Below are 12,918 nucleotides of genomic sequence, written 5' to 3'. Positions count from 1 at the left end.
CCCCCTGCGCTCAGGCCCAGGCCTGCTTGGGTCGGATGTGGCCGTACCGCTCATGGTCACTCCGATCGGTCAGACGGAGTAATTCGGGAAAGGGTTGCACAACGAACGGTGCCCATCGCGCAAAGAGCGATGGGCACCGGGTGCGCCGGATGAGCCCGGTGGGGCCGGGCTCATCTGGTGTTTCAGCCGAGCAGGTCGTACTGGGCGTAGCTGGTTCCGACCGAGACCCGTGTGCCGAAGATCTCGCTCGTGGCCTTCGAGGTGCCCTTGTAGAGGTACAGCGTGCCGCCGCTGGTGCGGGCCAGCAGGTCCGCGCGGCCGTCGCCGCTCACGTCACCGGGAGTGATGAGCGTGTTGTACGAGCTCCAGTCGGAGCGGACCTTGATCTTGGTGGCGAAGGCGCCCGTGCCGGCCTTGCCGGTGCCCTTGAACAGGTAGATGTCCGAGCCGGTCTTGGTGCGCGCGATCAGGTCGGCCTTGCCGTCACCGGTGAGGTCGCCATGACCGAGCACCGCGTTGTACGAGTTCCAGCCCGTGCTCACCTGGACGCGGGTGCCGAAGGTGCCGTTGCCCTTGCCCGGGTAGATCCACAGGGCGCCCGCCGAGTCGACCGAGAGCAGGTCGGGCAGGGCGTCGCCGGTGACGTCGCCGGGGGTGACGATCCGGGTGCGGGTCGCCCAGTTGTCGAAGATCTGCGTGGTCGTCCAGGTGCTCGACGACGCTGTGCGCCGCCGCCAGAAGACGTCACCGTCGGAGGCGCGGCGCAGGACGTAGTCCTGGTGGCCGTCCCGGTTCAGGTCGGTCTGCTGGACGAGGTTGTAGCCCGTCCAGCTGCCCTCGGCGGTCAGCGCCTTGCGGTCGGCGAGGCTTGAGCCGGTGGAGGCGCGGACGTAGCCCGAGCCGGTCTCCTTGTTGCGCAGGAAGACATCGGCCTTGCCGTCCCGGCTGATGTCGGTGTCGTCGACGCGCGGGTAGGCGGCGCCGACGTACTTGCTGACCTTCGCGAAGACCGGGTACGCGCCCTTCTCCACGCAGTCCACGACGCCCCACGAGACGACGCCGATGACCTTGCCGCCCACGACGAGCGGGCCGCCGGAGTCGCCGTTGCAGCTGGCGGTGGTGGTGGCGTCGGTGCCGCCGGCGGGCTTGCCCGCGCAGAACATGTTGCCCTTGACGAAGTAGCTGCCCCAGGTGTTCCCGCAGGTCGTGTCACCGACCACGGGCAGCGTCGCCGTCTTCAGCTTCTCCGAGATGTCCTGGCTGGTGGAGCTGGTACGGCCCCAGCCGTAGACCTTCGCGCTGGTGCCCGCCGCGTACGAGGACGTGTCGGTCGACGTCGTCATTTTGATCGGCGTGGCGGTGACCGGCTTGGCCAGCGTGAGGACGGCGACGTCGTTGTTGATCATGTCCTCGTCGTACGAGGAGTGGTTCCACTGGCGGGACACCTCTGTGGCCTCGCCGCCGTGGTAGTCCATGTCCACCAGGTTGCCGTCGCTGTCGTAGACGGCCGTGGGCAGCTGGTCCGTACCGGTGACGACGGAGCCGTAGGAAGCCCAGTCGTAGTGGTTCTTGTCGACGCAGTGGGCGGCGGTGAGGATCTTCGTCGGCGAGACAACCGAGCCGCCGCAGAAGAAGCCGAGGTCCTGGGTCGGGTCGTAGTACCAGAGCTGCGCCATCCAGGGCGCCGCGCCGATGGTTGTCTCGGAACCACCGATGATCTTGGCGTCCGGCTGCAGGCCGTCCGCGTCGGTGCTCGACGACTCGTCCGTCGACGGCGACGGCTTCGCCGCCGTCTCACCGACGGCGTCGTCCGCCGCCATCGCGTTCGCGATCCGCACGTCCAGCTCGTCGCTCCCCGACGAGCCGGCTCCGTTGGCCGCACCGGCCGATGACAGGAGCAGCGCCCCGGCTATCGCGGTGGCGACAGCTCCGGACATAGATATGGCCACTCAAGTCCCCCCTGAGAACTCAAGAATCAAAACAAGACAGAAGAAGTTCCGTGATCGTACACGTGTGCCATACAAAGACCGGGGCCACCCTCACGAAGGAGGGTGGCCCCGGTTCTGCTCTGTCGTGGACTACCGGTCGGGCTAGTCGCCGTTGCCCGGCGTCGGCGTCGTCTTCTGAATCTGCATCAGGAACTCGACGTTCGACTTCGTCTGCTTCATCTTGTCCAGCAGCAGCTCGATGGCCTGCTGCTGGTCCAGCGCGTGCAGCACCCGGCGCAGCTTCCAGACGACCGCCAGCTCCTCGTTGCCGAGCAGGATCTCCTCCTTGCGGGTACCGGACGCGTCCACGTCCACCGCGGGGAAGATGCGCTTGTCGGCGAGCTTCCGGTCGAGCTTGAGCTCCATGTTGCCTGTGCCCTTGAACTCCTCGAAGATCACCTCGTCCATGCGGGACCCGGTGTCCACCAGGGCGGTGGCGAGGATGGTCAGCGAGCCGCCGTCCTCGATGTTGCGGGCCGCACCGAAGAAGCGCTTGGGCGGGTACAGGGCGGTCGAGTCGACACCACCGGACAGGATGCGGCCGGAGGCCGGCGCGGCCAGGTTGTACGCACGGCCCAGACGCGTGATCGAGTCGAGCAGCACGACGACGTCGTGGCCCAGCTCCACCAGGCGCTTGGCGCGCTCGATGGCGAGCTCGGCGACCGTGGTGTGGTCCTCGGCCGGACGGTCGAAGGTCGAGGAGATGACCTCGCCCTTGACCGACCGCTGCATGTCGGTGACCTCTTCCGGACGCTCGTCGACGAGGACGACCATCAGGTGGCACTCGGGGTTGTTGTGCGTGATCGCGTTGGCGATCGCCTGCATGATCATGGTCTTGCCGGTCTTCGGCGGGGCCACGATCAGACCGCGCTGGCCCTTACCGATCGGCGACACGAGGTCGATGATGCGGGTGGTCAGCACGCCCGGGTCCGTCTCCAGACGGAGGCGGTCCTGCGGGTACAGCGGCGTCAGCTTGTTGAACTCCGGGCGGCCGCGGCCGTGTTCGGGCGCCATGCCGTTGACGGAGTCCAGGCGGACCAGCGCGTTGAACTTCTCGCGGCGCTCGCCCTCCTTGGGCTGGCGGACCGCACCGGTGATGTGGTCGCCCTTGCGCAGGCCGTTCTTGCGGACCTGGGCGAGGGAGACGTACACGTCGTTCGGACCCGGCAGGTACCCGGAGGTGCGGATGAACGCGTAGTTGTCGAGAATGTCCAGGATGCCCGCGACGGGGATCAGGACGTCGTCCTCGGCGAGCTGCGGCTCGGCCGCGCCCATGTCGTCACGGCCACGACGGCCACGACGGTCGCGGTAGCGACCGCGACGGCCACGGCGTCCGCCCTCGAAGTCGTCGTCGTCCTGCGGACCGTTGTCGCGCTGGCGGTCCTGGCGGCCGCCGCTCTGCTGCTGGCCCTGCTGCTGGCCGCGGTCGCGCTGCTGCTGACCGCCGCCCTGCTGCTCGTCGCCCTTGCCCCGGCGGTCGCCGCGGTCACGGTCGCGGCCACGCTCACGGCGGTCACGGCGGCCCTGGCGGCCGTCGGCGTCGGCGGCGTCGCCCTTCGCCTCGGCCTGCGGCTGGGCCGGCGTCTCGGCCTTGGGCTCGGCCTTCGCCTCGGCGGTGACCGTCTCGGGGCTGCCCGCGTCGGCGGTGGCCCGGCGACGGCGGCGCTCGGTGGGCGCCTCGTCCCCGCCGGCCGGCTGGCCGGGGATCTCGATCTGCTGCTGGGCGACGGCCTTCTCGGTCTTGTCGACCTTCTCGGCGGGCGCCTCGGCCTTCTTGGCGGCCTTCTCGGCCGGGGCGGCGTCCTCGCCCGTGCGTGCCTTCGAGGTGGTCCGGCGCTTGGGCTTGGTCTCGGTGGCGGCCTCGGCCTTGGGAGCCGCGGCACCCCCGCCCGCCTGCGCCTCCTTGATGACCTCGATCAGCTGGCTCTTGCGCATCCGCGCGGTGCCCCTGATGCCGAGGCCGGATGCGACCTGCTGCAGCTCGGCCAGCACCATGCCCTCGAGGCCGGTGCCGCGGCGCCGCCTGGAGCCGGCACCGCTGGCAGGCGCGGCGTCCGTGGCGGGCGCGGCAGCGGTCTCCTCGACACGTGCGCCCATCAGATCGGTGGTGTCGCTCACGAAGGGTCCTTCCCTGGAGCGGACGTCGGCCTTCTGGCTCGGCGACCGGTTGTGCTGTCCGGCTTCGGCCCTGTTCGGGTGGACCGTGCCGGGGCGGTGGTCCGCCAAAGCGGCGGAGGAAAATTTGCTGGTGATTCGGCGCTTACGGGGCCGCGGCACTCGGTGTCTGTGTCACGCGGCTCGGTCACGCCGGTTCCGGAGCCTGCTCGGCAGACCGCTCAGTGCCTGCGTACGGCGTACAGCTTGACGTACGAAGCACAGTGCGGCTTGGGAGACTCCCGGAAGAATGGTTGTCCCGGACGGGGACGATAAGCACCATGCCATGGCTGGGGCAGGTGCAGACTTGAGATTAACACTACCGGATCCAACAAACATTCCCCCTCTCGAAATCCGGCAACCGTACGCCCCTATGCGTCGCCGCTGTCGGCGCCGTTCTCGGCGACGGTGGTGGTGAGCGGCAGGACGCACGCCCCTCGGGCGTCGAGATCCAGCCGGTTGGCGGCCCATTCCGCGCCCGCGAGGTGGGCCACCTTGTCGGCGCTGGCCTCGTCGGCCAGGGCCAGGACCGTGGGTCCGGCGCCGGAGATGACCGCCGGGACGCCGTCGGCCCGCAGTCGCTCGACCAGGGCCGCGCTCTCCGGCATGGCGGGCGCCCGGTACTCCTGGTGCAGCCGGTCCTCGGTGGCGGGCAGCAGCAGCTCGGGACGCCTGGTCAGGGCCTCCACGAGCAGGGCGGCACGGCCGGCGTTGGTGGCGGCGTCGACGTGGGGGACGGTACGCGGGAGCAGTCCGCGCGCCGTCTCGGTGAGCACGGGCTTCCCGGGGACGAAAACCACCGGAACGATGGAATCGGCGGGATCCATCCTGATGGCCCGCGCTGAGCCGCCCTCCATCCAGGAGAGCGTGAAGCCGCCGAGGAGGCAGGCCGCGACATTGTCGGGGTGTCCCTCGATCTCGGTGGCGAGTTCGAGCAGGGCGGCGTCGTCGAGCCGGTTCTCCCCGCCTATGGTCACGGCGCGGGCGGCGACGATGCCGGCGCAGATGGCGGCGGAGGAGGAGCCGAGGCCACGGCCGTGCGGAATGCGGTTGGCGCAGACGATCTCCAGGCCCCGCGGCTGGCCGCCCAGCAGGTCGAAGGCGGTGCGCAGGGAGCGGACGAGCAGATGCCGCTCGTCGCGCGGGAGGGTCTCGCTGCCCTCCCCCGCGATGTCGACGTGCAGGCCGGAGTCGGCCACCCGGACGACCACGTCGTCGTAGAGCCCCAGCGACAGACCGAGGGCGTCGAAGCCCGGGCCGAGGTTGGCGCTGGTGGCGGGGACGCGCACCCGTACGGCGGCGGCGCGGAACGCTGGACCGGCCATCGCTCGATGACTCTCCTTGAGCTGCGTGATTGACGATTGTCGAATGACATTCGATGACGTACGCGGGAACCCGGCGGCCGTCTGCGGACGGCGCGGCGCCGCACCCTTGCGGGGCATATGCAGCGGGCGGGTTCGGTACAGCCTATCGAAGGTGGGTTCTGTGGCGACATAGGGCGCACAGGAGGCGCACGATGCGTGTCGTAAGCCCCCTGTGCACCCCCTGTCGGGTCCTGTCAGGGTTATCCCCCGGGAAACGGCGTCTACGCGCGACTCGCTGGTCGTTTCGAACCGTTGCCCGCCGGCTGGGCAAGGCCGAGGCGCTCGCGTTGCCGGAGCGGCTAGGCGAGGCCGAGGCGCTCGGCCGCCGTGGCCGCGTCGACGGGGACGGTGACGGGCTGCGGGGCGCCCGCGACGGCCCAGTCGGGGTCCTTCAGGCCGTTGCCGGTGACCGTGCAGACGATGGTCTGGCCCGGGTCGACCTTGCCGTTCTCGGCGGCCTTGAGCAGACCGGCCACGGACGCGGCGGAGGCGGGCTCCACGAAGACACCCTCCTGCGCGGCCAACAGCCGGTAGGCGCGCAGGATCTCACGGTCCGTCACCTCGTCGATGGCACCGCCGGACTCGTCCTTCGCGGCGAGGGCGTACTGCCAGGACGCGGGGTTGCCGATACGGATCGCGGTGGCGATGGTCGAGGGGTCCTTGACGACCTCGCCGCGCACGATCGGAGCGGAGCCGGAGGCCTGGAAGCCCCACATGCGGGGCGTCCGCGCGGCGATGCCGTCGGCGGCGTACTCCTTGTAGCCCTTCCAGTAGGCCGTGATGTTGCCCGCGTTGCCCACCGGCAGGACGTGGATGTCGGGGGCGTCGCCGAGCATGTCCACGATCTCGAAGGCGGCGGTCTTCTGGCCCTCGATACGCACCGGGTTGACGGAATTCACCAGCGCCACGGGGTAGTTGTCGCTCAGTTCACGCGCGAGGGTGAGGCAGTCGTCGAAGTTGCCGTCGACCTGGAGGATCTTCGCGCCGTGCACCAGGGCCTGGCCCATCTTGCCGAGCGCGATCTTGCCCTGGGGCACCAGCACGGCGGAGACCATGCCCGCGCGGACGGCGTAGGCGGCCGCGGAGGCGGACGTGTTGCCCGTGGAGGCACAGATGACGGCCTTGGCGCCCTCCTCCTTCGCCCGGGTGATGGCCATGGTCATACCGCGGTCCTTGAAGGACCCGGTGGGGTTGGCTCCCTCCACCTTGAGGTGGACCTCGCAGCCCGTGCGCTCGGAGAGCACCTGCGCGGGGACGAGGGGCGTGCCGCCCTCGCGGAGCGTCACGACCGGCGTGTTGTCGGAGACGGGCAGCCGGTCCCGGTACTCCTCGATGATTCCGCGCCACTGGTGGGTCATTGCTGGTTACTCTCCTTCAACCCGCATGATGCTGGCGACACCCCGCACGGTGTCGAGGTTGCGCAGCGCCTCGACGGTCCCGTTGAGGGAGGCGTCGGTGGCGCGGTGGGTGACGACGACGAGGGAGGCCTCGCCGTTGTTGCCCTGCTGGCGAACGGTATCGATCGACACCCCGTGTTCGGCGAACACGGTCGCCACCTGGGCGAGAACACCTGGTTTGTCCGCCACATCGAGGCTGATGTGGTAGCGCGTGACGACCTCGCCCATGGGCGAGACCCGCAGGGCGGCGTACGCGGACTCGCCGGGGCCGGTGGCGCCCGCGAGCCGGTTGCGACAGACGGCCACGAGGTCGCCGAGCACGGCGGAGGCCGTGGGCGAGCCGCCCGCTCCGGGGCCGTAGAACATCAGCTGGCCCGCGGCGTCCGACTCCACGAACACGGCGTTGTACGCGCCGCGTACGGAGGCCAGCGGGTGGGTCAGCGGGATCATCGCGGGGTGCACGCGCGCCGTGACGGAGCCACCGTCCGCGGCCCGCTCGCAGATGGCGAGCAGCTTGATGGTGCAGCCCATGTTCTTGGCGGAGGCGAAGTCGGCGGCGGTGACCTCGGTCATGCCCTCGCGGTAGACGTCGTCGAGCCGTACCCGCGAGTGGAAGGCGATCCCGGCGAGGATCGCGGCCTTGGCGGCGGCGTCGAAGCCCTCGACGTCGGCGGTCGGGTCGGCCTCGGCGTACCCGAGCGCGGTGGCCTCGTCGAGGGCCTCCTGATAACCGGCGCCCGTGGAATCCATCTTGTCGAGGATGAAATTGGTGGTGCCGTTGACGATGCCCATCACCCGGTTGATCTTGTCCCCGGCGAGCGACTCGCGCAGCGGGCGGATCAGCGGAATGGCGCCGGCGACGGCGGCCTCGTAGTAGAGGTCCTTGCCCGCCTCCTCGGCGACCGCGTGCAGGGCGGCGCCGTCCTGGGCGAGGAGCGCCTTGTTGGCCGAGACCACGGAGGCCCCGTGCTCGAACGCGGTGGTGATGAGCGAGCGGGCGGGCTCGATGCCGCCGATGACCTCGACGACGACGTCGATGTCCCCGCGTTTGACGAGGGCGGTGGCGTCGGTGGTGACGAGGGCAGGGTCGATGCCCTCACGGACCTTGGAGGGCCGGCGGACGGCCACACCCGCGAGTTCGACGGGGGCCCCGATCCGGGCGGCGAGGTCGTCGGCGTGCGTCGTCATGATGCGCGCCACCTCTGAGCCGACAACCCCACAGCCCAGCAGCGCCACCTTCAGTGGACGCGTACGCATCATCCGACCTCGTTTCCTCATACCGAATACGGTGGAACCAGTCTCACTCACCGGACGGGAGTTTCTATCCCTCGTCCGGATCGTGAGACATCTATTTCATTTTCGCGGGGCCGTGGGACGGAGATCTTTCGGCCCGACAATTCCCGGCATTCATTATCCGCCCCGCCGCTGACACGGCCGGACCCGCGTCACCCGACGTCGAGGCGGGGGGAGATCCGCCCCCGCCACCCGACGTCGAGGCGGGGAATCTTTCTCCCGTCACCCGACGTCTAGGCGGAGCAGATCCTCCTCCGTCACCCGACGTCGAGGCGGAGCAGATCCTCCTCCGTCACCCGACGTCGAGGCGGAGCAGATCCTCCTCCGTCTCGCGCCGGACGATCACGCGGGCCTCCCCGTCCTTGACCGCGACGACGGGCGGGCGCAGCACGTGGTTGTAGTTGCTCGCCATGGAACGGCAGTACGCGCCGGTCGCGGGCACGGCGATCAGGTCACCCGGTGCCAGGTCGGCCGGCAGGAACGCGTCCTTCACCACGATGTCACCGCTCTCGCAGTGCTTGCCCACCACCCGCGCGAGCATCGGCTCGGCGTCGGACGTGCGGGACACCAGCGCGACGCTGTACTCGGCGTCGTACAGCGCGGTCCTGATGTTGTCCGACATGCCGCCGTCGACCGAGACGTAGGTCCGCAGCCCGTCCAGCGGCTTGATGGTGCCGACCTCGTAGAGGGTGAAGGCGGTCGGCCCGACGATGGCCCGCCCCGGCTCGACGGAGATCCGCGGCGTACGCAGCCGGGCGCCCTCGCACTCCCGCGTGACGATCTCGGTGAGCGCCTTGGCGATCTCGTGCGGCTCACGGGGGTCGTCGGCGCTGGTGTAGGCGATACCGAGACCACCGCCGAGGTCGATCTCGGGCAGCTCGACACCGTGCTCGTCGCGGATGTCCTTGAGCAGCCCGACGACGCGGTGGGCGGCGACCTCGAAGCCGGAGGTGTCGAAGATCTGGGACCCGATGTGCGAGTGGATCCCGATGAGCTCCAGCCCGTCCAGCTTCAGCGCCCGCCGTACGGCCTCGGCCGCCTGCCCCCCGGCGAGCGGGATGCCGAACTTCTGGTCCTCGTGCGCGGTGGCGATGAACTCATGGGTGTGCGCCTCGACGCCGACGGTCACCCGGATCTGCACGCGCTGCCGCTTGCCGAGCTCCTGGGCGATGTGCGCGACCCGCACGATCTCCTGGAAGGAGTCGAGGACGATACGGCCGACGCCGGCCTCGACCGCCCGGTGGATCTCCTCCGTGGACTTGTTGTTGCCGTGGAAGGCGATGCGGTCGGCGGGCATACCGGCGGACAGGGCGGTGGCGAGCTCGCCGCCGGAGCAGACGTCGAGGTTGAGCCCCTCCTCGTGCAGCCAGCGCACGATCGCGCGCGACAGGAACGCCTTGCCGGCGTAGAACACGTCGGCGTCCTGCCCGAACGCGGTGCGCCAGGCGCGGGCGCGGGCGCGGAAGTCGGTCTCGTCGAGGAAGTAGGCGGGCGTGCCGAACTCTTCGGCGAGCGCCTTCACGTCGACCCCGCCGACGCGGACGACTCCGTCGTCCCCGCGGTCGACGGTCTGCGCCCACACCTTCGGATCGAGCGTGTTCAGATCGGCGGGCGGGGCGCTGTAATGCCCCTCCGGCAGCACATCGGCGTGACGGGGCCCGGCGGGGTGTGCGGAACGGCTCATGACTGGTCTGACTCTCTCTACCTATCGGGACTCTGTGCTCGCGGGGCCTGCGGCTCGGGTCTTTGGGCTTGGGCTTCGGGCGGAGGGCCTTTGGCTTGGGCTTGGGCTTGGGCTTCGGGCGGAGGGCCTTTGGGCTGGGGCCGGTGGCCGGGGCTCGGGCTTTGGCTTGGGCCGGTGGGCCGGGGCTTCGGCTTGGGGCTCCGGACCTGTGGGCTTTGGCCTTGGGCTTTCTTGCCTCGGGCTTCTGGCCTTGGGCTTTCGGCTGGCCTTAAGGCTCGGGCCGGTGGGCGGGGGGTTTTTGGCCTGGGCCTTCGTCCTGGGCTTTTGACCTGGGCCGGGGGCTTGGGGCTCGTGGGCCGGTGATGGCTTCGGGCCGAGGGCTTGGGGCCGGTGGGCTCGCTCAGAGGTATTCGGGTGCGTCGATGCCGAGCAGGGACAGGCCGCCGGCCAGCACCGTCCCGGCGGCTTCGGCAAGCGCCAGCCGGGCCCGGTGGGCGGCCGAGGGTTTCTCTTCGCCGCGCGGCAGCACCGTGTGCTGGAAGGCCAGCAGGGCGTCGGCGGTGACGACCAGGTGCCGGGCGAGACGATCGGGCGTTCGGTGGGTCGCGGCGCGAAGAAGGACGTGGGGGTACTCGGAGATCGCGGTGAGGAGGGGGGTGGTGGGGTCGGAGACGGGTACGACGTCCGCGGTGGTGAAGGCCGGGGCGTCCGGCGCCGTGAAGGGCGCGGCGATGACGCCGTGGTCGCCGCGGGCCGCGACCGCGCTGGTGGCGAGGCCGAGGCCGGGGCCGGCCGACGCGGTGGCGTCGAGGTGGCCGGGGGCAGCGGTGAAGCCGAGGGTGGCGGCGTTACGGGTGAGCGCGCGGGCTCGGGCGTGGGCGTAACGGACGCGGAAGAGGGGGTTGCTGGCCCGCTGCGCCAGAAGGTCGGCGGTGATCCGGGGCCGGTCGTGGGCGGCGGGGTGCAGCAGGGCCCAGCGGAGGGCGTCGGGGCCGAGGGGCGCGGGGTCCTCGGGGGCGGGGACGGGCCGTAGGTCGATTGGCTCGGGGGCGTGGCCCTGCCGGTTCGGGTGAATCGCGTCCGGCCTGGGGCCCGGCTCGCTGGCGTCGGCGGTCCGAGGCCTCGCGTCCCCGTCGGCGATGCGGACTTCGCCTTCCGCTGGTACGCAAACCTGAGGCGAGGAGAGATCGTCACTCCCCCGAGGCTCGGCGAGGGCGACGTGTACCTCTGATGCGTCGGACGGGTCGGAGCCGAGGGACGGGCGCTCGCCGGACATCTCCGACGCACCCGTCGCCCGCGGCGCATCCGTCGGCCCTGGCGCACCGGCTGCCCCCGGCGCACCCGGCGCACCCGGCGCACCCGGCGCATGAGACTCCAACCCCGAGGTCGTGGCCTGCGGCGGCCTGACGTGATGGACCTCGACACGGCCCCCCTGGCTGGCGACGATCCGCCCCACCGCGTCGGCGACGACCTCCGCGCGGATGTCGTACGGGATGCGCAGCCGGAGAACCTGCCCGGCGAGGGCGTCGCTGTGGCCGTAGGGAAGGCCGTGATCCCGCCGTTCGAGGACGTCCCGCACGAGGGAGGCGACGGCGTTCCGATCGAGGTGGATGTTGAGGAACCCGGGCCCGGTGATCTCGACGGCGGCGACACCCTCGGTCCGGCTGAGGTGGGGCCGCAGGATCTCGGCGACCTGCAGAGGCGGCCGCCCGGCGGGCCGAGCCAGTTGCAGGGCGATGTTGGTGGCGTAGTCCCCACTGCCGCCGGGCCCGGGCGGGGTGACCACCGCCCGTGCGGGCACGGCCACGCTCAGCTCCCCTTGATCCACAGCACGACGCACCGCGTGCAACACGGTGCGGGAGAGCTCGACGGGGGTCACGGGGACAAGCGTATGGGAGGAGGGGGGTGGGTATGCGAGCAGGTTTCCCGTGCGGTCCGGGATGTGGACAACCGTGGATGGCTGGGCGGCGGCTCGGCTGCGCGGAGGAACAGGACCGGAATGTGGGTGCGAGGCCCCGTCGGGGGTCGAGCCGCACCTCGTCGGGGGTCGTGCCGCACAGGTCCTCGGGCTGGAGGATCAGGCTTGGGCCGACTCGAGAGACAGGTCGAGGACCGAAGTCGGGACCGAGGCCGACGAAGAAATGGTCAAACCGACCGAGACGCAGAAAGAACGACCGGGCCTGCCCAGCCGACAGTCAGCTACCGGACCGACCGGCACACTCCGCACCCTCACCCCCACCCCTACCCCTACCACTCGTGCCGCCGGCCGGAGTGCTGGCGTTGGGGTTGGCGTTGACCCCTGCACCGGTGTCAATGCCGAACTGAACGGAGGGATCAGACTCCCCCCGCTCGACCAACTGCCTGACAAGGGCGACGAGTTCGTTGGGCTCGAAGGGCTTGGCAAGGAAGGCGTCGACGCCGACGTCGAGCCCGGCTTCGACCTCGTACTGGGTACAGGCGCTGACGATGGCGAGGGGCAACCGCTGGGTACGGGAGTCACTGCGGAGCCGGGCGGCGGTACGGAGACCGTCGAGCCGGGGCATCACGACGTCGAGGGTGATCACGTCGGGGCGAACCTGATGAACGACGTCCAGACACTCGGCACCATCGGCCGCGGTCACCACCTCGAAGCCCTCCAGCTCGAGGTTGACCCTGATCAGCTGCCGGATGACCTTGTTGTCGTCCACAACAAGCACCCGACCGGACACGCCTGGCACAACTCGAGAGTAGGTCCGCACGCACCGCCGCGTCCGGGTTTTCCCCACTTCCGCCCCCTGCGGGCGACCTCCCCCAGCTCACCCCCTCCCGCACACCCCAATAACCGTTCATGACCTGCCCCAGGGAGCTGGTAGGGTTCTACCCGTCGCCGCCACACAAGGCGCCCGACACGCCCCCGTAGCTCAGGGGATAGAGCAACGGCCTCCGGAGCCGTGTGCGCAGGTTCGAATCCTGCCGGGGGCACCTTGAATGAGGTGCCCAAAGACCCCGTCACCAGCGGAAACGCTGAGGCCGGGGTCTTCGTGTTTGTGCAGCCATAT

Annotated in this window: 8 protein-coding genes and 1 tRNA gene; 1 reads left to right on the top strand and 8 read right to left on the bottom strand. The window is 70.4% G+C overall.

The features are described 5' to 3' along the window. Positions 1–182: 182 nt before the first annotated feature. The 8 genes from ACZ4Z3_RS11555 to ACZ4Z3_RS11520 all read right to left on the bottom strand — a co-directional run bounded on the left by ACZ4Z3_RS11555 (position 183) and on the right by ACZ4Z3_RS11520 (position 12,576). A complete protein-coding gene (locus ACZ4Z3_RS11555) occupies positions 183–1,937 on the bottom strand; it encodes a trypsin-like serine protease (protein WP_468500749.1) in 1,755 nt (584 codons plus the stop codon). A gap of 153 nt (positions 1,938–2,090) precedes the next feature. Further along, positions 2,091–4,106 (bottom strand): transcription termination factor Rho, encoded by a 2,016-nt coding sequence (gene rho, locus ACZ4Z3_RS11550; RefSeq protein WP_055713636.1) that lies wholly within the window; start codon positions 4,104–4,106, stop codon positions 2,091–2,093. Positions 4,107–4,513: 407 nt separating this feature from the next. Next, positions 4,514–5,467 carry a homoserine kinase gene (gene thrB, locus ACZ4Z3_RS11545; RefSeq protein WP_055538228.1) on the bottom strand — a complete coding sequence of 318 codons (954 nt, stop codon included), beginning with the start codon at positions 5,465–5,467 and terminating at the stop codon, positions 4,514–4,516. 338 nt (positions 5,468–5,805) lie between these two features. Beyond that, positions 5,806–6,864, bottom strand: coding sequence for a threonine synthase (thrC, locus tag ACZ4Z3_RS11540; protein ID WP_468500748.1), 1,059 nt, complete (start codon positions 6,862–6,864; stop codon positions 5,806–5,808). A gap of 6 nt (positions 6,865–6,870) precedes the next feature. Further along, positions 6,871–8,160 (bottom strand): homoserine dehydrogenase, encoded by a 1,290-nt coding sequence (locus ACZ4Z3_RS11535; protein ID WP_468500847.1) that lies wholly within the window; start codon positions 8,158–8,160, stop codon positions 6,871–6,873. A gap of 328 nt (positions 8,161–8,488) precedes the next feature. Next, positions 8,489–9,880, bottom strand: a complete 1,392-nt coding sequence (lysA, locus tag ACZ4Z3_RS11530; protein WP_468500747.1) for a diaminopimelate decarboxylase — start codon at positions 9,878–9,880, stop codon at positions 8,489–8,491. Positions 9,881–10,280: 400 nt separating this feature from the next. Beyond that, positions 10,281–11,759: an ArgS-related anticodon-binding protein NrtL gene (gene nrtL / locus ACZ4Z3_RS11525; RefSeq protein ID WP_468500746.1), complete on the bottom strand. Its 1,479-nt coding sequence runs from the start codon at positions 11,757–11,759 to the stop codon at positions 10,281–10,283. A 316-nt stretch (positions 11,760–12,075) separates the two neighbouring features. Then, the gene (locus ACZ4Z3_RS11520; protein WP_468500846.1) at positions 12,076–12,576 is read right to left on the bottom strand and encodes a response regulator; all 501 of its coding nucleotides are present in this window, start codon (positions 12,574–12,576) and stop codon (positions 12,076–12,078) included. A gap of 193 nt (positions 12,577–12,769) precedes the next feature. On the opposite strand from ACZ4Z3_RS11520, the gene ACZ4Z3_RS11515 reads away from it, so the two are divergent. After that, positions 12,770–12,841: transfer RNA gene (locus ACZ4Z3_RS11515), tRNA-Arg, on the top strand. The last annotated feature ends 77 nt before the right edge of the window (positions 12,842–12,918 follow it).

The organism is Streptomyces sp. NPDC030296 (assembly GCF_055572815.1).
The sequence above is the reverse complement of the archived record's forward strand: the minus strand, read 5'-3'. Positions and strand labels throughout refer to the sequence as shown.